Raw genomic sequence first — 17,497 nt, 5'->3', positions numbered from 1 at the left:
AGTTGCCGCTAAATTCAGTGGCATGACCGAGCGAATCCACGTGGGCAAGCGAGTGCCCGAGATCTACCAGGCCATGGCGAAGCTGCAGGCCGAAGTCGAGAAGGCCGCCGCCAACGCCGGCGTCGACCAGAAGATCCTCGAACTGGTGAAGATGCGTTCTTCGCAGATCAACCACTGCGCGTTCTGCCTCGACATGCACTCTCACGACGCGCTGCAGATGGGCGAGTCGCCGCGACGGCTGTTCGTGCTGCAGGGCTGGCGCGAGACCGAGCTCTTCACCGAGCAGGAGCGCGCCGCGCTCGCGCTCACCGAGGCGATCACGAACCTGGCCACCGTGCAGGACCTCCCGGACGACGTCTACGAAGAGGCCACCCGCGTCTTCACCGAGGAGCAGTACCGCGCCGTCGTGTGGGAGGCCATCGCGATCAACAGCTGGAACCGGATGTGCGTGACCAGCCACGCGCCGCTGCCCGAGCGCGCCGAATGACCGCCGCCCGATTGCGGGAACTGCACGTCGCGGGAACGCCGCTCCTCCTGCCGAACGCGTGGGACGCCGACAGTGCGCGTCTCGTGGAGGCGGCCGGATTCCCCGTCGTGGCAACGAGTTCCTTCGCCATCGCCAAGGTGCTCGGTTACGACGACGGGGAAAACGCGCCCGCCGACGAGATGTTCGCGGCGGCCGCGAGGATCGCGCGGGCCGTTTCGGTGCCGGTGACCGTCGACGTCGAGGCCGGCTACGGGCTCGAAGCGGGGGAACTCGCCGAGAGGCTGGCCGAGGCGGGAGCCGTCGGCTGCAACTACGAGGACACCGACCACGTCGCCGGCGGGCTCCGGCCGCTGGAAGCGCAGGCGGAACGGGTCGCGGAGTTGCGGAAGGCCGCCGGGGACGCGCTGGTGATCAACGCCCGTGTCGACGTTTTCCTCGGCGCCACCGATCAGTGGGCCGTACTCGAAGACGCCGTCGCGCGGGGCAAGGCGTATCTCGAGGCGGGGGCGGACTGCGTCTACCCGATCATGGTGAAGTCGCAGGACGTGCTGGGCGACTATGTGAAGGCCGTCGCTCCCGGCGCGGTCAACGTCGCTCCGCTGCCCGGCGGCCACGATCTCTCCGCGCTCGCCGCACTGGGGGTGGCGCGGATCTCGCTGGGCACCGGGCTGTGGAAGTCGGTGCGCGACGATATCGAGGCGAAACTGGCCGGGCTGGCAGCGGGGAAGCTGCCGTACTGAGGAAAATGGAAACCGGGACGGTGCGGCCGGGGGGCGTTCGGATGCCCGGCCGCACCGTCTCGGCGACTAGTGGGAGGTCGCCTTCTCGGCGCCCGCACCGGTGAGGGAGCGGACCTCCATCTCGGCGTACTTCTTCTGGTTGTGCTCCTTCGACAGCACGGTGCCGAGCCAGCCGAGGAAGAACGCGACCGGGATCGAGACCAGGCCGGGGTTGTCGAGCGGGAACCAGTGGAAGTCGACGCCTTGGATCATCGAAGCGCTCTTGCCGGTCTTCGCGTCGACGGGCTTACCCGAGACGGCCGGCGAGAAGACGATCAGCAGCACACAGACCGCGAGACCGCCGTAGATGCTCCACAGCGCGCCCTGGGTGTTGAACCGCTTCCAGAACAGCGAGTAGAGGAGGGTCGGCAGGTTCGCCGACGCCGCCACCGCGAACGCGAGTGCCACCAGGAACGCGATGTTCTGCCCGTTGGCCAGGATGCCGCCGAGGATCGCGACCGCGCCGATCACCAGCGCGGTGATCCGGGCGACCTTCACCTCCGAATCCGGTGACGCCTTGCCCTTCTTGATCACGTTGGCGTAGACGTCGTGCGCGAACGACGCCGACGCGGTGATGGTGAGCCCCGCGACCACCGCGAGGATCGTCGCGAAGGCGATCGCCGCGATCAGGCCGAGGAGGATCGGCCCGCCGAGTTCCAGTGCCAGCAGCGGCGCCGCCGAGTTCACGCCGCCCGGGGCGGCCTTGATCTTGTCCGCGCCGACGAGCGCGCCCGCGCCGTAGCCGAGCACCAGCGTGAACAGATAGAAGACACCGATCAGGGCGATCGCCCACACCACCGAACGACGCGCTTCCTTCGCCGTCGGCACCGTGTAGAACCGCATCAGCACGTGCGGCAGGCCCGCGGTGCCCAGCACCAGCGCGATGCCGAGGGAGAGGAAGTCGAGCTTGGTGGTGCCGGTCTTGCCGTACTGGTTGCCCGGCCCGAGCAGGGCTTGCCCGGCCGCACCCGCCTTGTCCACGGCACCCTGCAGCAGCGCGGAAAGGTTGAAGCCGTACATCGCGAGTACCCACACCGTCATCGCCAGCGCACCGACGATCAGCAGTGCCGCCTTGATGATCTGCACCCACGTGGTGCCCTTCATGCCACCGATGAGCACGTAGGCGATCATGATGATGCCGACGATCACGATGATGAAGGCCTGCCCGGTCTTGCTTTCGATCCCGAGCAGCAGCGCGACGAGACCACCGGCACCCGCCATCTGCGCCAGCAGGTAGAAGAACGAAACGGCCAGGGTGGACGTCGCCGCCGCGGCCCGCACCGGCCGCTGCTTCATCCGGAAGGCCAGCACGTCGCCCATGGTGAACTTGCCGGTGTTGCGCAGCAGTTCCGCGACCAGCAGCAGGGCGACGAGCCACGCCACCAGGAATCCGATGGAGTAAAGGAAACCGTCGTAGCCGTAGATGGCGATGGCGCCCGCGATCCCGAGGAACGACGCGGCGGAGAGGTAGTCACCCGCGATGGCGACGCCGTTCTGCGGACCGGTGAAAGCGCGGCCCGCGGCGTAGTAGTCCGACGCCGTCTTCGTGTTCCGGCTGGCCCGGAACACGACGAACAGCGTGACCACCACGAAGAGGCCGAAGATGGTGATGTTGAGCGCGGGGTTGCTTCCCTCGACTCCGGCGGCGAGCGTCATTTGGTCTCACTCTCGATGTCCGTGCGGATCTTCTCCGCGATGGGGTCGAGTTTCTTGTTCGCGTAGCGGACATACAGCCCGGTGATCACGAAGGTCGAAACGAACTGCAGCAGCCCGAAGACGAGCCCGACGTTGATGTTGCCGACCAGCTTCGTGCTCATGAAGCCGTGCGCGTAGTCGGCGAGCAGCACGTAAAGCAGGTACCAGACGAGGAAGAGAGCCGAGACGGGGAACACGAAACGGCGCAGCCGAGAGCGCAGCTCCTTGAACTCGGGGCTGTCATGGGCTTTGTCCCAGTCCGTTTCAGACGGCCCGGACACGTCCGTTTCAGTGCTCATGGTGGTCTCCTTGCTGTCCACGAGTACGACAGCGGCCGGGGCCCCGGGAAAGTTCAGATGTACTCGAACGCACATCGTTCTCCCTTCGCCACGCCGCGAATGTGTTCCGCGCCACGTTAGGGAGAGGGGTGGGAGACCGGAACCTTCAGCGGTTCAAACGCCTGCCGAGACGACGAACGGTCGACGAACGGTGCTCGGACCACGACGAAGGGGTCTGAGCCGTGTGATCGTCCAGATGCAGCCGCAACATGGCGGCCGTTGACCAAGAAGGAGGCCTGCCCCGTAAGGAAACCACGAACATTACGCCGAATGCCAGTGGAACCGACCACGGGGCGGGCTGGGACACCAGGATGGCGGGCAGCCCGGTCAGTGCCGGGCCGAACAGGGCGACGAGGATCGAGCCCGATGACGCGACGAGTCCGGTGAGGACACCGCTGATCGCCCCCGCCGCGGTGAGCCGGTTCCACCAGATCCCGAGAACCAGCAACGGGCAGAACGTCGACGCGGCCACGGTGAAGCCCCAGGTGACGAGCACCCCGGCGTCCAATCTCGCCGAAGGCAGCGCCAGCAGGACCATCACCGCCGCGGCGCCGAGCACCGACCAGCGCAGCCGTCGGAGGCCGCCGGGCATCAGGTCGTGCGCGATCGCGCCGGAGATCACCAGCAGCAGGCCGAGCGACGTCGCCAGGAAGGCGGCGAACGCGCCCGCCGTGAGCAGTCCCGTGAACAGCGAGCCGGCCCAGCCGTCGTCGACCTGCGCCGGCAACGCGACGACGACGGTGTCCGTCGCGCCGGAGACGTACAGCTCAGGCACCAGCACCCGCCCGAGTACTCCGTAAACCCCTGGGAACAAATAGAAAACGCCGAGCAGGGCGACCGTGATCGCCGCCGTCCGGCGCGCGGCGCGGCCGTCCGGGCTGGTGTGGAAGCGCATCAGGACGTGCGGCAGCCCCATGGTGCCGAGCATGGTCGCGATCAGGATCGCCCAGGTGCCGAGCAGTGGATAGCCGTGATCGCCGAGATCGAGCAGGGGTCGCTGCCAGTCCGGGCCGCCCAGCGGGGCGCCGCCCCGGACGGCGGGAACCGGTGTGCCCTCGGCGAATTCCAGCACCTGACCGCTGCGGGCGATCAGTTCTCCCGGCGGTACGACGTGCTTTTCCGGGGTGAGCAAAGTGGTCGGCTCGCGCAGGGTCAGTGTCACATCGATCTCGAAGGACAGTCGGGTGTCGCGCGCGAAGTGGGTGAACTCCACCGGATGCACCGAATCCGACCGTTCCTCGGGGGTCACCTGGGAGACCAGCCAGATCGCGGGAATGAGGAACAACAGGAGTTTCAGCACGAACTGGAATGCCTGGACGTACGTGGCCGCGCGCATCCCGCCGAGGGCCAGTGTCGCGCTGACCGCGGTGCCCGCGATGACGACGCCGACCCAGTACGGAGTCCCGCCCACCGCGGTGAGGACGAGCCCCGCGGTACGGAATTGCGGTACCAGGTAAAGGGTTCCGATCACCAGGACGACCACGGCGGCGAGGCGTCGCAGGCCGGGGGAGGCGAGCCGGGCTTCGGCGAAGTCCGGGACGGTGAGCGCGCCGGAGCGCCGCATCGGCGCCGCGACGAGCACCAGCATCGCGATATAGCCCGCGGTGAAGCCGACCGGGTACCAGAGCGCGCCGATCCCGTCCTTCACCACCAGCCCGGCGACACCCAGGAACGACGCCGCGGACAGGTACTCACCGGAGACCGCGGCGGAGTTGACCAGCGGGGAGATCCGCCGCGAGGCCACGAGGAAGTCGGACGTCGTGCGCATGGCCGCGACGCCGCGCAACCCGATCAGCAAGGTGACCAGCACGACGGGGGCCACCGCGAACGCGGTGACAGCGTTCATCGGTCGTCCTCGATCCTTTCCGCTCGCCGCAACTGCCACCACGACAGCAGCGCCATCGCCGGGTACGGCAGGATCGCGATCATCAGCCAGGACACCGGGATTCCCAGCAGCCGCACCGAATCCAGCCCGGGGAAGAGCGCGAACACCACCGGGAGACCGAAGACCAGCCCGAACATCCCGGCCAGTGCGGGAATCCCGCGACGGCGTTGGGAGCGATAGAGCATGTCCGCGCGTTCGGCGTCGTTCGCCGCCAGCCGGGGCACGCGCCAGCGCCCGCGCGACCGGCGCCGCGAATGCGCGAGCCGGGTCTGCGGGCTGGTGACGGCGACCCGTTTGACGCGGCTCACGCGCGGCTCCCCGGCCGGCCCAGTTCGCCGCGTTGGGCGGCGGCCAGCAGCCTGTCGCGCAGGTCGCGCGCGTGACGGCGGCTCACCGGGACGTCGCCCGCCTCGGTATGCGCGAGCAGGCCGCCCGTGGTGTCGCTGCGCAGTTCCAGCACCGCGTCGACGGCGACCAGGAACCCTCGGTGCACGCGGGTGAAGCCCGTTCCCTCCCAATATTCTTCGAGCCGGGACAGGGGCATCCGCGTGACGTGGACCCCGGCTTTCGTGTGCAGCCGGACATAGTCGCCGTGGGCTTCGACGAACTGGACGTCGTCGCGCCGGACGTAGCGGGTGCGCCCGCCCGATTCCACCGGCAGCGCGGACATCGCGTCCGGTGCGGGCTTCGCCTCGTCGGCCTGGTTCCCGACCATCCGGACCACTTTGGACAGTGCGGCGGAGAGCCGTTCCGCACGGACGGGTTTGAGCAGGTAGTCGACCGCGCCGATACCGTAGGCGGTCACGGCGTGCCCGTCGTGCGCGGTCACGAACACGATCACCGGCGGTTCGTTGAGCCGCGCCAGCAGCGTGGCGAGTTCGAGCCCGTCGAGCCCGGGCATCGAGATGTCGAGGAAGACGGCGTCGAAATGACTGCCCTGCAACATCTTCAGCGCGTTGAGCGCGTCACCCGCCGCGACGGCCTCGGCGACTTCCGGTGCCTCGCGCAGCAGGCTGCACAGTTCGTCGAGGGCGGGCGGGACGTCGTCGACCGCCAGCACGCGTAGCCCGTTCGTCACGGCAGGACCCCCGGCTGGAAGCGGGGCACGCGCACCACGACCCGGGTGCCCGCGCCGATTTCGGTCTCCACCGTGAGGCCGTACCAAGGCCCGTAGACGCTGCGCAGCCTTTTGTCCACATTGGCCAGCCCGACGCCGCCGTCGTCGCCGCGCCCGGCCAGGATCGCCGCCGCCCGTGCGGGGTCCATGCCGAGCCCGTCGTCCTCGACGCTGATCACGCAGTCGTTCCCTTCCGCCATTCCCTGCACCTGGATGAAGCCCGCCTCCGTGCGTGGTTCGATCCCGTGGCGGATCGCGTTCTCCACCAACGGTTCCAGCACGAGATAGGGCACCGCGACGGCCAGTACCTCCGGCGCCACCCGCACCTGTACCCGCAGCCGGTCGCCGAGCACCGCACGCTGCAGCGCCAAGTAGGTCTCGATGGCGCGGAACTCCTCGGCGACCATCGTGTACTCGCCGTGCCGGGCGAGGCTGTAGCGCGTGTAGTCGGCGAAATCGAGCATCAGGTCGCGGGCTCGGTCGGGGTCGGAGCGGACCAGCGACGAGATCACGGTGAGCGCGTTGTAGACGAAGTGCGGAGAGATCTCGGCCCGCAGCGCGCGCAGTTCCGCCTCCGCGGCCTGCTCGGCCGACGCCTCCAGGCGTCCGCGTTCGAGCGCGTGCACCACGAGGTCGACGGCCTGGCGGGCGATGGCGCCGGTGCCGCCCGCGACGAGCAGCACGCCGGACAGTTCATCGTGGACGTGCAGCGGCAGCGCCAGCAGCCCAGGTTCGGACACCGGCGTCTCGGAGTGGAGGACCTCGTCGAGCGCGGACGCGACGACGGCGTCGGCCGCGCGACGGCCGGACCAGGTCAGGGAGCTGGAGAGATCGCTCAACCCGAGCCCCGGGACCCCGAACAGCCGGCGGAGGCCGTGGGTGGCGTGGCGGGTGCGCGGGCCGGCGAGGCCGTCCATCAGATCGTCGGAGACGCGCTGGGCGGCGGCGAGCACCGGCACCGGATCCGCGTCCGTCGCCGGGCGCCAGGGCAGGCGGGTGGTCATCTGCCTCCGACCTCCCTCCGACGTTGAGGACTGGATCCTAACGTCGGCGTTACGCTCCGGGCATGGTCACTGGGGACGCTATGGTGCTGCGCCTGGACGTCGTGATGCGACGGCTCGCCGTCGTGGGGTTCGTGGTCGTCGGCGGGGGTGGCGTCGCGATGATCGCCGTGTCGCTCGCCGGACTGGCGAGGCAGACCGGGTCGCAGGCGATGTACGGAGTGCTGTTCGGCCTGCTCAGCCTGGCTTTCGCGGGGCTGGTCCTGCTCGGGCTGCGGCGTTCGGCCGCGTCGCTGACCGTGTCTTCCACGGGGTTCGCGGTGACCGCCCGGGACGTCGCGTTCGAGGTCCGGTGGGCCGAGGTGACGCGGCTGCGGGTGGCGCGGGAGAAGCGGCGGGTGGGCCGGTGGATGCACTGGTGGTTCTACCGGCTCGAGTGGACTGCCGCTTCCGGGCCGGAATTCCTGCGAGAGGGTGACGGGTATGCGTACGCGCTGGGGCACCTCGGCAGTGCCACCGACCTCTACGCGGCTCTGGAACGCTTCGACCGTGGTGCGTGAGGGCCACCCTCAGAGACTCAGAGTCTCTGAGGGTGGCCCTCACTCGCTCGGCGAGCTAGGGGGAGCGGGTCAGCAGCTCTGCTTGTAGAAGTACTGGGCGTTCGCGTCCATGTTCGCCTTGGTGATGGAGTGCAGCGACGCGGTCAGGTTGCGGGTGACCGGCTTGCCCTCCAGCGCCGCGATGGCCTGCTGCACACCCTGCTGCCCGATGGCGGCCGGGTCCTGCGCGATGAGACCCTGGTACTCGCCCTTCTTCAGGCCCTCGATCTCCGACGGCGAAGCGTCGAAGCCGACCAGGTTGACCGCGCCGACCTTGCCCGCGTTCCGGAGGCCGGTCGCGGCGCCTTCACCGGTGTTGAGGTTCGTCGCGAAGATGCCGACGAGGTCCGGGGTCGACGACAGCGCGGCGGTCACCTTGGACGCGGCCTGGTCCGGCTCGTTCTGGGTGAACTGCACACCCGCCGACTTCAGGTTCGGGTAGTTCTTCAGCTCTTCCTCGAAGCCCTTCGCGCGGGCATTCGTGGTCGAGGTACCCGCGATGGTGTCGAGCACCAGCACCGAACCGGTCTTGCCGGCGGCCAGTTCCGCCAACGTCTTCGCGGCCAGCTTGCCGCCCTCGGCGTTGTCCGAGGAGATCGACGACTCCGCCACGCCGGTGTCCTTCAGCGCGGTGTCGACCTCGACGATCTTCGCGCCGCGGTTCTTGACCTGCTGGATCGGCGCGAGCATCGCCTGCGCGTCGGTCGGCGCGATCAGCAGCGCCGCCGGCGGGTTGGAGCCCAGCGCGTTGACCAGCTGGGTCTGCAGGGCCGCGTCGAACTTCTGCGGCGCCTGCGTGGTGATCTCGTAGCCGGCCTTCTTGGCCTCGGCCTCGGCACCGCACTGCATCGAGATGTAGAACGGCTCGGCCTGCACACCTGGGATCAGCGACAGCTTCTTGCTGTTGGCCTTGTTACCGGAGTCGCCCGACGGCGCTTCCCCGACCGTGCCGCCGCCGCAGGCGGTCAGCAGGGCGGCGGCGGACAGGACGGCGCCGGTGACGAGAAGGGTCTTCTTCATGGGAGTAGCACCTCTTTGTGCGTAGGGAGAATCAGCGAGAGTTGCGGCGACGACGGCGCCGCTGGTCGAACCAGACCGCGGCGATCAGCACCGCGCCGACGGCGATCATCTGCCAGAAGTCCTGGACCTGCGTGATGTTGAAGCCCTTCTTCAGCACGGCCGGGATGAACACGCCGATCACCGTGCCCAGTACCGAACCGACACCGCCGAAGAGGCTCGTGCCGCCCATCACCGTGGCGGCGATGGCGTTCAGGTTGTCGGTGGTGTGCGCCGAAATCGTCGTCGACGCGTAGTACGCCAGCGAGAGGAACCCGGCGACACCGGCGAGGAAACCGGTGAGCGTATAGACCTTGAGCAGGTGCGCGGTCACCCCGATACCGGCGCGGCGCGCGCCCTCGGCGTTGGAACCGACGGCGAAGGTATAGCGGCCGAACTTGGTGGTGTGCAACAGCCAGGCGCCGATCAGCGTGATCACCACGGCCACCAGCACCAGGTTCGGCACACCGCCGAAGGAGGTGCCGTAGCCGAGCGTCTTGTTGAGCTCGATCGGCACGCTGCGCACGTCGGACCCGTTGTTCAGCAGGTACGCGGCGCCGAGCGCGGCACCCATCGTGCCGAGCGTGACGATCAGCGGCGGGATGTTGGCCACCGCGATCAGGAAACCGTTGATGAGGCCCCAGATCGTGCCCGCGACGACGGCAGCGAGCAGGCCGACAAGAATAACGCTCCAGCCGGCCTTGGTCGCGTCGCCGTCCGGGCTCAGCGCCTCCATCGTCTTACCGGCCACCATGCCCGCGAAGATCAGCACGGAGCCGACCGAGAGGTCGATGCCGGAGGTGATGATCACGAACGTCATACCGACCGAGAGCACCAGCAGCACCGAGGTCTCGATGAGCAGGGTCTGGAAGGTGAACACCGTCGCGAATTCGGCGGGGGCGATCGCGGTGAAGACGATGATCAGCGCCAGCAGCACCAGCGCGATCCAGAAGGTGTTGGCCCCGATCAGGCGCTGGCCCAGCGATCGTTTGCCGAAGCCACCGTCCACAGAGGTCTGGATCTCGGGGTCGTTCTTCGTCGGTGTGGACACGGTCACACCGCCTCCTCTTGTACTAATGCCCCGGTCATCGCCGCGACCAGGTCTTCCAGTTTCGTTCCGGCGCCGTCGAACCGGGCGACGCGCTTACCGAGCCGCAGCACCTCGATGCGGTCGGAGACCGACAGCACCTCGGGCATGTTGTGGCTGATCAGCACGACCGCGATGCCCTTGTCCCGCACCTTCTTGATCACGTCGAGCACGCGTTCGCGCTGGACGACACCGAGCGCGGCGGTCGGCTCGTCCATGAACACGACCTTCGAGGCCCAGACGACCGACCGCGCGACGGCGACGCTCTGCCGCTGCCCGCCCGAAAGCGAGCCGATCGGGACGTCGGTGCTCTGCAGGGTCACGCCGAGCCGCTGGAACTCCTCCACGGCCTGGCGGCGCATCTCCGCCTTGTCGAGCATGCCGAGCTTGCCGAGGATCCCCTTGCGGTGGATTTCCCGGCCCAGGAACAGGTTCGCGGCCGGGTCGAGTTCCGGCGCGACCGCGAGATCCTGGTACACCGTCTCGATCCCCATCCGCCGGGCGGTGGTGGGGGAATCGAGGTGGGTCTCTTCGCCGTCGAGCAGGATCTTGCCCGAGGTGGGCTGCTCCGCGCCGGAGAGGCATTTGACCAAAGTGGACTTGCCGGCGCCGTTATCGCCGATCAGCGAGGTGACCTCGCCGGCGCGCGCCTGGAACGACGCGCCTCGCAGCGCCTCCACCGAACCGTAGCGTTTGACCAGGTTCTGTGCGTCGAGCAGGAGTTCGCTCATGACCGCTCCCTCTTGTCCGGTGCCGGCGGACGGCAGCGGATGACCGTGACGTCGCCCTCCACAGTGGACTGACCGGCGTCGTGCGGGATCACGAAGGTCTCGCCCTTGCTCAGGGCGTACTCGCCGCCGTGTTCGGTGCGGAGCGTGCCCGAACCGTCCATGACGACCAGCACCGCGAACGACGGATCGAGTGACAACGTTGTCGTCCCACCGGAAACCGCGGGACGCAGCTGGTCGGCGCGGAAGAACGCGTCACTGCCGTCGGCGAGCAGGTCCACAGTGGACGCGCTGTCGCCCGCGGTGCGCTTGACGATCGAGCCGAGCCGTTCTTCGTCCCAGCCCGACGTGTCCAGTGTTTCGATGGCGGTTTCGAAGCCGATCCCGAGATGCGCCTTCTCCGGGTCTCCCAGGAAGTCACGCCATTCCAGGGTCAGGGAGAAGTCGGTCGGCTGCTGGAGTTCGACGACGAACACGCCCTCGCCGATCGCGTGGGGCAGGCCCGCCGGGATGTAGACCGTGTCGCCGGGGGTGACCGCGACACTGTTCAGCGCTTCGAGCATGGCGGGCGCGTCCTGGCTGCGAGCCCATTCGTTGACCGTCGTTTTGTCGACGGTCTCCTTGAAGCCCGGGTAGACACGGGGGTCGTCGCCGTAGGTGCCGACCACGATCCACGCCTCGGTCTTGCCGAAATGCGAGTCGAAGTGCCGCCGTGCGAAGGAATCCGACGGGTGGAAGTGCACCGGCAGGCGCTGGCCCGCGTCGAGCAGTTTCACCAGGAGGCCGGTCGAATCGCCGAGCGCCTCGACGTGCTTGGCGCCGAGCCAGCCGCCCGGGTTCTCGCGGACGGCGTCGCGCAGCCAGCCCCCGTCGGGGAGCTTGGTCAGGCCGTTGGTCTCCTGGCCGAACATCGTGGTGGCCGAGCCGACCCAGTCCTCCGGACCGAACTTGGACTCGGAGGAAGTTGCGCCCCGCAACGCGGCGATGGCGTCGCCGCCGCGGTAGAACTGCGGCGGCTGGTTCGCCGGCAGGCGGATCGGTTCGAGGTGGCCGCTCATGAAGGGGCGACCTCCCCGGAACCGCGGGCTACGAGATGCACGGGCAGAACTACCTTTCTGGGTGCGGATTGGTCTCCTTGGACACGGGCGAACAGCAGTTCCGCCGCCGCCCGGCCGAGGGCGCTCACGTCGTGGGCGATCACGGAGACCGGCGGATCCAGCAGATCCGCCAGTTCGAAGTCGTCGAAGCTGATCATCGCGGGCCGCCGTTCGGCGTGCGCCAGCGCGCGCAGCAGGTGCACCGCGACCCGGTTGTTCCCGGCGATGACGGCGGTGGCCGGGTTCGGCCCGGCGAGCAGCCGTCGCACGGCGTCACCGACGCTTTCGGCCGTCGGCGTCCGCATCACGACGAGGCTCTCGTCGTAGGGGATCCCGTTGCGGACACAGCCTTCCCGGAATCCGCGCAGGCGCTCGCCCGCGGTGAAGATGTCCGGGCTGTCGGCGAGGAACGCGATCCGGCGGTGGCCGTGTTTCGCGAGCTGGGTGACCGCTTCGATGGTGCCGCCGATGTTGTCGACCAGCACCGTGTCGGCCACGATGTCGCCGGCCGGCCGGTCGAGGAACACCACGGGCGTGCCGGCGCGCATCTCCGGCACCAGGTAGCCGTGCTGCATCCCGGCCGGGACGACGAGGATGCCGTCGACGCGGCGGGAACAGAATTCGAGGACCAGTTCGCGTTCGCGGTCGGAGTTCTCCTCGGACGAGCCGGTCAGCACCTGGCGGCCGAACGAGGTCGCGATGCGTTCGACGGCCCGGTTGAGCTCCGAATAGAAGGGGTTCCCGACATCTTCGACGATCAGGCCGATCGTCCCGGTCGTCGAGCCGCGCCGGAGATTCCTCGCGCCGAGATTGCGCCGGAAACCGAGCTGCTCGATGGCCGCCATGACGCGCTCCGCCGTGTCCGGATGGACGGCGGGCTCGTCGTTCACTACCCGCGAGACGGTCTTGATGCTCACGCCCGCGAGCCGGGCCACGTCACTCATCGTGGCCCGCCGGCTGGTGGTTCGGTGGCCGCTGTCCGGACCGCTGGAAGACAACGTTGTCATAGTGGCGGGAATTGAACGCGAGCGGCGCGGTGATGTCAATGCCCGATTCGATCCAGCCTTGTCTTCCGAGGTCGAACCGTTACGAGCGGACTCGAAGTCGATCTTCGCGAGCACCCTGTCCGGAATCGGACAGGGTTTGGCGGACCTCTTGACCAACCGGTCGGTTCTTGTCGAAGGTGAGCAGGCAGCGACAACGTTGTCAGGAGGCGGCCTTTCTCATGCCTGCACGAACTTCGACCCGCGTCGCCGGGTTGCTCACCGCGCTCATCGTTCCGGCCGGGCTGGTCATGCCCGTCGCGGAGGCCGCGTCCGGCGGCGATCCGGTGGACGCGGTCAACACCTTCATCGGCACCAAGGACGACGGGAACACCTTCCCCGGCGCTTCGGCTCCGTTCGGGATGACTCAGGTCAGCCCGATTTCGTCGCACTACGCCGGATATCGCTACGACGACACCTCGATTCGCGGCTTCGGGCATTTCTTCCTGTCCGGCGCGGGCTGCTGGGAGCAGGGCGGACTCGTGTCCTCGCTGCCCACCACCGGCGCGGTCGGTCCCGGCGCGGCGTTCGACACGACCAAGCCCGAAACGTTCGACCACAAGCGGTACGCCTCGCCGTACACGCACGAGGGCGAGGTCGGGAAACCCGGCTACTACAAGGTGCGGCTCACCGGCTACGGCGGCGTCGACGCGGAGACCACCGCGACCACGCGCACCGGCGTCGAGCGGTACACCTTCGCCAAATCCGGCGACGCGAACGTTTTCGTCAACGTCGGGCAGGCCAACGACAAGGAGCCCGTGACGGCGAGCCAGGTTCGCGTCGTCGGGGACCGGACGGTCGAAGGAATGGTGGAGTCGCAGGCGTTCTGCGGCGGGAAGCCGTACAAGACCTGGTTCACCACGACATTCGACAAGCCGTTCAAATCCTTCGGCACCTGGTCGCCGACCGGCGGCACCCCGGGCTCGAAGGAGTCCGCCGGTGGCGTGGGTCTGCGCGGCGCTTGGTTGACCTTCGGCGAGGGTCAGGTCACCGCGACCACGGCGATCTCCCATGTGGACGCTTTCGGCGCCCGGCTCAACCTGGCGTCCGAAAAGAGCCGTTCCTTCGACGCGGTCCGCGACGGCGCACAGCGCGCCTGGCGCAAGGAACTGTCCTCAGTGGACATCAAGGGCGGGGCCAAGGACGACCGCACGGTGTTCTACACCTCGCTCTACCATGCACTGCTGCAGCCGCTGACCGGTAACGACGCCGACGGCCGCTATCGCGGGTTCGACGACAAGATCCATCGCGCGCTGGGCTGGACCTACTACGAGTTCTTCTCGTTGTGGGACACCTATCGCACGCAGAACCAGTTGCTCGCCCTGTTGCGGCCGGCGCGGGCGAAGGACGTCGCGAAATCCGTGCTCGCCATCCACGATCAAGGTGGCTGGCTGCCGCGCTGGGCGTACGCGAACCAGGAGACGAACACGATGACCGGCGACCCGGTCACGCCGTTCCTGGTCGACCTGTGGCGCTTCGGTGCGTTATCCGGTCAGGAGTACAAGGCCTACCAGGCACTTCTGCAGAACTCGCGCGAGATCCCGCCCGCGTCGTCACCGTTCCAAGGGCGTTCAGGCAACGCGAGCTACCAGAAGGATGGCTTCGTCCAGTACGACACGGACTTCCCGAAGAAGGGGCAGGACACCGACCCGAATCACGGCGCGTCGGCCACGCTGGAGTACGCGCTCGCCGACTGCTCACTGTCCATCATGGCCGCCGGCCTGGGTAAGACCGCGGACGCGAAGGCGTTGTCCGACAAGGGGCGCAGCTATCGCACCCTATGGGATCCGACGGTGTCCGACCGCGGCTTCACCGGTTTCTACCGGCCCAAGGTCGACGGCGGCGAGTGGTTCAGCCCGGTGGGCAAGCCGTTCAACCCGCAGAGCCAGGACGGGTTCCACGAGGGCACGTCGTGGCAGTACCAGTGGCTGACCCAGCAGGACGTCCCCGGTCTGACCGACCGGATGGGCGGCAAGGAGAACGTGGGCAAGCGGCTCGACGACTTCTTCGCCTACGGGGATCTGGTGAAGGATCCGGCGAAGACCGTCCGTGAGGAATGGGTCGTCGGCCCGTACAACTACTACAACCAGTTCCGCTATAACCCGAACAACGAGCCGGATCTGCACTCGCCCTGGATGTACACGCTGACCGGGCAGCCGTGGAAGACGTCGGCCGTGGTGCGCGCCGCGCATACGCTGTTCACCAACGCGCCCAACGGTGTCACCGGGAACGACGACCTCGGAACGATGTCGGCCTGGTACGTCTTCAGCGCGCTGGGCCTGTATCCGGCGGTGCCGGGCACCGGGCAGTTCGTGCTCAACGCGCCGCGGTTCGAGAAATCGGTGGTGCACCTGGAGAACGGCCGCGACATCACGATCAAGGCCGACGGCGCCGACGCGTCGAAACTCCAGTACGTCCAAGGACTGGGATCCGGTTCGCAGCGGGCTTACGTCGGGTTGGAACAGTTGACGCGGGGGACCACTTTGGACTTCCGGCTCACCGAGAACGCGGCCGAGGCCACGTGGGCGACCGGGCCCGAAGGAGCGCCGAAGTCCCCGTGCGCCGGGTGATCCGAGTGGTTTAGACCGATTCGTGCCGGGGGTCGTGAGGAGCATCACGGCCCCCGGTGTTCCGGTGAGCGCCGTCACGCATCACACTGGTCTTATCACGTCCGACAGCGCTGTTGACGTCCCTGGCGAGTCCGCCTTGGACAGTGCTCGTCGGACGTAGTCATGTAGACACAAGTAGTGGTGAGACCCCACAGGAGGAGAAGTGTCCAGCAAGGCCGCTCTAGTATTCCGCGTGGCCGCAGTAGCCGAAGCCCTCTCTTGGGCCGGGCTCCTGGTCGGGATGTTCCTGAAGCGCGTCGCCGGTGTCGGCGATGGCGGTGTTCCCGTCCTCGGCATGGTGCACGGTGTCGTGTTCGTCCTCTACGTGCTGGTCTCTCTGTCCGTGGCGAAGTCTCTGGGCTGGCGCCCGAAGACCCTGATCCTCGCGCTGCTCTCCAGCCTCCCGCCGCTGTTCACCTGGTGGTTCGAGTCCTGGGCGCTGCGCAACGGCAAGCTCGACGGCCCGCAGCGGCTGTCGCACGGCGGGGTCGGCCTGTTCGCCAGGACCCCGGAACCCGCCGCCGCCTGATCTTTCGTTAGCGCGTGAAGGCCCCCTTCCCTCGGCTGAGCCGAGGGAAGGGGGCCTTCACGCGCTATTCGGTGAAGTCGCCGGTGGCCTTGCGGACCTTGGTCAGCAGGTCGGTCAGCTGCTCGGTCTGCTTCCCGGTGAGCCCGGTCATCCCGAAGTTGATGTCGGTGACCGCCTTGGTGGCCTGCTCGCGCCGTGCGCGGCCCTCGTCGGTGATCTCGACCAAGGTGGTCCGGCGGTCGGTCGGATGCGGGACGCGCTTGACCAGGCCGTCCTTCTCCAGCCTGTCGACGATGTTGGTGACGCTCGTCGGGTGCAGCTGCAACCGCTCGCCCATCACGCGCATCGGCAGGTGGGACGCGCGCGCGAAGGTCAGCAGGACCAGCGCCTCGTACCGGGCGAAGGTCAGCCCGTGCGGCTTCAGCGCTCCGTCCACGGCGGACTGGATGATCTGTTGCACGCGCATGATCCCGGTCACCGCGGCCATGGTGGAGGAAGGCCCGATACGGGTCTCCCACAGCTGCGCCGCGCGGGCGATCGGGTCGAACGGCAACGGACGGCTCATGGCGTTCGAAGTTACCAGCGGGTACCCGTGTCGTCCCGCAGGACCGGGTGTTATGCGTGGGAAAAGTGTCTGAACGAGGAGAAAAGATGATCGTGGCCTTCAGTGTCAGCCCGTCCGCGGCCGAAGAGGACGGTGGGGTCAGCGAGGCCGTCGCCCGCGCGGTGAAGGTGGTGCGGGATTCGGGCCTGCCGAATTCGACCAACGCCATGTTCACCAACATCGAGGGCTCCTGGGACGACGTCATGGACGTCGTCAAGCGCGCCGTCGAGGCCGCCGGGGAGGGTTCGTCACGGGTCGGCCTGGTGCTCAAGGCCGACATCCGGCCTGGTTACGAAGGGCAGCTGACCGCGAAGGTGGAGCGCGTCGAGAAGCATTTGGACCGCGAGTAGCCCGGCGCTCGGTCAGGGCAGCGGCGGCGTGAACGAGACCATCCACAGCCGGTCCTTGACCGAGACGGCCACCTGGTAGCTGAAAGCGTTGCCGTCGGCCAGCTTCCCGCTGACGGTCGCCGAGGTCGGGGCGACGTCGTCGGGGGCGAATCTCACCGTGACGTCGTGGGCGCCGCGGCCCGTCAGCGTCTCGATGTAGGACCTCGCGAACTCGTCCGCCGACGCGGGCGGGTAGTCGATCAGTTCGGAGAGGGCGTCGACGTCGTGCCGGTTGAGCGCGGTGGCGAGGTCCTCCCGGAGCTGGCCGGGGCTGCCGACACCGGGATCGGGCTGATGGGCGATCAGGACGGTGATGACACTCACCCAAACGACGGCGATGGCGATCGCGACGGCCACGGTGGCCGTCCTGCGTGTCGGAATGTCGATCACCTCCTTGAAGTGAGCCTGCCGGAACCGGTCCGTCCTGCCAAGCGGGCAGCCGGGGGCACCTGCG

The 17,497-nt window shown here is 68.2% G+C and carries 19 protein-coding genes; 6 read left to right on the top strand and 13 right to left on the bottom strand.

Features of this window, described 5'->3' with window-relative positions; genetic code table 11:
- Positions 1-22: 22 nt before the first annotated feature.
- Together ACLJRL_RS30985 and ACLJRL_RS30980 are read left to right on the top strand one after the other, a co-directional pair.
- Positions 23-487, top strand: a complete 465-nt coding sequence (locus ACLJRL_RS30985; RefSeq protein WP_410659867.1) for a carboxymuconolactone decarboxylase family protein — start codon at positions 23-25, stop codon at positions 485-487.
- A complete protein-coding gene (locus ACLJRL_RS30980; RefSeq protein WP_410659866.1) occupies positions 484-1,227 on the top strand; it encodes an isocitrate lyase/phosphoenolpyruvate mutase family protein in 744 nt (247 codons plus the stop codon). The genes ACLJRL_RS30985 and ACLJRL_RS30980 overlap by 4 nt, the downstream gene beginning before the upstream one ends.
- A gap of 66 nt (positions 1,228-1,293) precedes the next feature.
- Here ACLJRL_RS30980 and ACLJRL_RS30975 read toward each other — a convergent pair whose 3' ends face one another.
- The 6 genes from ACLJRL_RS30975 to ACLJRL_RS30950 all read right to left on the bottom strand — a co-directional run bounded on the left by ACLJRL_RS30975 (position 1,294) and on the right by ACLJRL_RS30950 (position 7,305).
- The gene (locus ACLJRL_RS30975; protein WP_410659865.1) at positions 1,294-2,922 is read right to left on the bottom strand and encodes a cation acetate symporter; all 1,629 of its coding nucleotides are present in this window, start codon (positions 2,920-2,922) and stop codon (positions 1,294-1,296) included.
- Entirely contained in the window at positions 2,919-3,260 is a 342-nt protein-coding gene (locus tag ACLJRL_RS30970; RefSeq protein ID WP_181777764.1) for a DUF485 domain-containing protein, read from the bottom strand. Before ACLJRL_RS30970 ends, ACLJRL_RS30975 begins: the two co-directional genes overlap by 4 nt.
- A gap of 145 nt (positions 3,261-3,405) precedes the next feature.
- Positions 3,406-5,145, bottom strand: coding sequence for a cation acetate symporter (locus ACLJRL_RS30965; protein WP_410659864.1), 1,740 nt, complete (start codon positions 5,143-5,145; stop codon positions 3,406-3,408).
- On the bottom strand, positions 5,142-5,492 hold the full coding sequence (locus ACLJRL_RS30960) for a hypothetical protein (RefSeq protein WP_410659863.1): 351 nt from the start codon (positions 5,490-5,492) through the stop codon (positions 5,142-5,144). Before ACLJRL_RS30960 ends, ACLJRL_RS30965 begins: the two co-directional genes overlap by 4 nt.
- On the bottom strand, positions 5,489-6,262 hold the full coding sequence (locus ACLJRL_RS30955) for a LytR/AlgR family response regulator transcription factor (protein WP_410659862.1): 774 nt from the start codon (positions 6,260-6,262) through the stop codon (positions 5,489-5,491). The genes ACLJRL_RS30960 and ACLJRL_RS30955 overlap by 4 nt, the downstream gene beginning before the upstream one ends.
- The gene (locus tag ACLJRL_RS30950) at positions 6,259-7,305 is read right to left on the bottom strand and encodes a sensor histidine kinase (protein ID WP_410659861.1); all 1,047 of its coding nucleotides are present in this window, start codon (positions 7,303-7,305) and stop codon (positions 6,259-6,261) included. Before ACLJRL_RS30950 ends, ACLJRL_RS30955 begins: the two co-directional genes overlap by 4 nt.
- 62 nt (positions 7,306-7,367) lie before the next feature.
- Here ACLJRL_RS30950 and ACLJRL_RS30945 point away from each other — a divergent pair, with 62 nt between their 5' ends.
- Complete coding sequence (locus ACLJRL_RS30945; protein ID WP_410659860.1) at positions 7,368-7,862, top strand: hypothetical protein; 495 nt, start codon at positions 7,368-7,370, stop codon at positions 7,860-7,862.
- A gap of 69 nt (positions 7,863-7,931) precedes the next feature.
- Here the strand turns inward: ACLJRL_RS30945 and ACLJRL_RS30940 are convergent, their stop codons facing one another.
- Genes ACLJRL_RS30940 through ACLJRL_RS30920 form a run of 5 tightly spaced genes read right to left on the bottom strand, consistent with a single transcriptional unit; the run spans position 7,932 to position 12,813 of the window.
- Entirely contained in the window at positions 7,932-8,921 is a 990-nt protein-coding gene (locus ACLJRL_RS30940) for a substrate-binding domain-containing protein (RefSeq protein WP_410659859.1), read from the bottom strand.
- A gap of 31 nt (positions 8,922-8,952) precedes the next feature.
- On the bottom strand, positions 8,953-10,014 hold the full coding sequence (locus ACLJRL_RS30935) for an ABC transporter permease (protein ID WP_410659858.1): 1,062 nt from the start codon (positions 10,012-10,014) through the stop codon (positions 8,953-8,955).
- A complete protein-coding gene (locus ACLJRL_RS30930) occupies positions 10,011-10,775 on the bottom strand; it encodes an ATP-binding cassette domain-containing protein (RefSeq protein WP_410659857.1) in 765 nt (254 codons plus the stop codon). The genes ACLJRL_RS30935 and ACLJRL_RS30930 overlap by 4 nt, the downstream gene beginning before the upstream one ends.
- Complete coding sequence (locus ACLJRL_RS30925) at positions 10,772-11,830, bottom strand: class I mannose-6-phosphate isomerase (protein ID WP_410659856.1); 1,059 nt, start codon at positions 11,828-11,830, stop codon at positions 10,772-10,774. Before ACLJRL_RS30925 ends, ACLJRL_RS30930 begins: the two co-directional genes overlap by 4 nt.
- Entirely contained in the window at positions 11,827-12,813 is a 987-nt protein-coding gene (locus ACLJRL_RS30920) for a LacI family DNA-binding transcriptional regulator (RefSeq protein ID WP_410659855.1), read from the bottom strand. The genes ACLJRL_RS30925 and ACLJRL_RS30920 overlap by 4 nt, the downstream gene beginning before the upstream one ends.
- A gap of 281 nt (positions 12,814-13,094) precedes the next feature.
- Between ACLJRL_RS30920 and ACLJRL_RS30915 the strand changes: the two genes are divergently transcribed.
- Positions 13,095-15,482 carry a GH92 family glycosyl hydrolase gene (locus ACLJRL_RS30915; RefSeq protein WP_410659854.1) on the top strand — a complete coding sequence of 796 codons (2,388 nt, stop codon included), beginning with the start codon at positions 13,095-13,097 and terminating at the stop codon, positions 15,480-15,482.
- Between the two features lie 202 nt (positions 15,483-15,684).
- Complete coding sequence (locus ACLJRL_RS30910; RefSeq protein WP_410659853.1) at positions 15,685-16,050, top strand: DUF3817 domain-containing protein; 366 nt, start codon at positions 15,685-15,687, stop codon at positions 16,048-16,050.
- A 64-nt stretch (positions 16,051-16,114) separates the two neighbouring features.
- On the opposite strand, the gene ACLJRL_RS30905 is transcribed toward ACLJRL_RS30910, so the two are convergent.
- The gene (locus tag ACLJRL_RS30905; RefSeq protein ID WP_410659852.1) at positions 16,115-16,615 is read right to left on the bottom strand and encodes a MarR family winged helix-turn-helix transcriptional regulator; all 501 of its coding nucleotides are present in this window, start codon (positions 16,613-16,615) and stop codon (positions 16,115-16,117) included.
- An 86-nt stretch (positions 16,616-16,701) separates the two neighbouring features.
- Between ACLJRL_RS30905 and ACLJRL_RS30900 the strand changes: the two genes are divergently transcribed.
- Positions 16,702-17,004 carry an MTH1187 family thiamine-binding protein gene (locus tag ACLJRL_RS30900; RefSeq protein WP_410659851.1) on the top strand — a complete coding sequence of 101 codons (303 nt, stop codon included), beginning with the start codon at positions 16,702-16,704 and terminating at the stop codon, positions 17,002-17,004.
- Between the two features lie 12 nt (positions 17,005-17,016).
- Here ACLJRL_RS30900 and ACLJRL_RS30895 read toward each other — a convergent pair whose 3' ends face one another.
- Positions 17,017-17,433, bottom strand: coding sequence for a hypothetical protein (locus ACLJRL_RS30895; protein WP_410659850.1), 417 nt, complete (start codon positions 17,431-17,433; stop codon positions 17,017-17,019).
- Positions 17,434-17,497: the final 64 nt, after the last annotated feature.

The organism is Amycolatopsis sp. lyj-112, from assembly GCF_046549055.1.
In the GTDB taxonomy this organism is placed as follows: Bacteria; Actinomycetota; Actinomycetes; order Mycobacteriales; family Pseudonocardiaceae; genus Amycolatopsis.
Note: the sequence above shows the minus strand (reverse complement) of the source record. Positions and strands in the feature narration are given on the sequence as shown.

Bases quoted from the DNA above. Each gene is read 5' to 3' on its own strand.
- ACLJRL_RS30985 (WP_410659867.1), top strand. From the start codon at position 23: ATGACCGAGCGAATCCACGTGGGCAAGCGAGTGCCCGAGATCTACCAG.
- ACLJRL_RS30980 (WP_410659866.1), top strand. From the start codon at position 484: ATGACCGCCGCCCGATTGCGGGAACTGCACGTCGCGGGAACGCCGCTC.
- ACLJRL_RS30975 (WP_410659865.1), bottom strand. From the start codon at position 2,922: ATGACGCTCGCCGCCGGAGTCGAGGGAAGCAACCCCGCGCTCAACATC.
- ACLJRL_RS30970 (WP_181777764.1), bottom strand. From the start codon at position 3,260: ATGAGCACTGAAACGGACGTGTCCGGGCCGTCTGAAACGGACTGGGAC.
- ACLJRL_RS30965 (WP_410659864.1), bottom strand. From the start codon at position 5,145: ATGAACGCTGTCACCGCGTTCGCGGTGGCCCCCGTCGTGCTGGTCACC.
- ACLJRL_RS30950 (WP_410659861.1), bottom strand. From the start codon at position 7,305: ATGACCACCCGCCTGCCCTGGCGCCCGGCGACGGACGCGGATCCGGTG.
- ACLJRL_RS30945 (WP_410659860.1), top strand. From the start codon at position 7,368: ATGGTCACTGGGGACGCTATGGTGCTGCGCCTGGACGTCGTGATGCGA.
- ACLJRL_RS30940 (WP_410659859.1), bottom strand. From the start codon at position 8,921: ATGAAGAAGACCCTTCTCGTCACCGGCGCCGTCCTGTCCGCCGCCGCC.
- ACLJRL_RS30930 (WP_410659857.1), bottom strand. From the start codon at position 10,775: ATGAGCGAACTCCTGCTCGACGCACAGAACCTGGTCAAACGCTACGGT.
- ACLJRL_RS30925 (WP_410659856.1), bottom strand. From the start codon at position 11,830: ATGAGCGGCCACCTCGAACCGATCCGCCTGCCGGCGAACCAGCCGCCG.
- ACLJRL_RS30920 (WP_410659855.1), bottom strand. From the start codon at position 12,813: ATGAGTGACGTGGCCCGGCTCGCGGGCGTGAGCATCAAGACCGTCTCG.
- ACLJRL_RS30915 (WP_410659854.1), top strand. From the start codon at position 13,095: ATGCCTGCACGAACTTCGACCCGCGTCGCCGGGTTGCTCACCGCGCTC.
- ACLJRL_RS30905 (WP_410659852.1), bottom strand. From the start codon at position 16,615: ATGAGCCGTCCGTTGCCGTTCGACCCGATCGCCCGCGCGGCGCAGCTG.
- ACLJRL_RS30900 (WP_410659851.1), top strand. From the start codon at position 16,702: ATGATCGTGGCCTTCAGTGTCAGCCCGTCCGCGGCCGAAGAGGACGGT.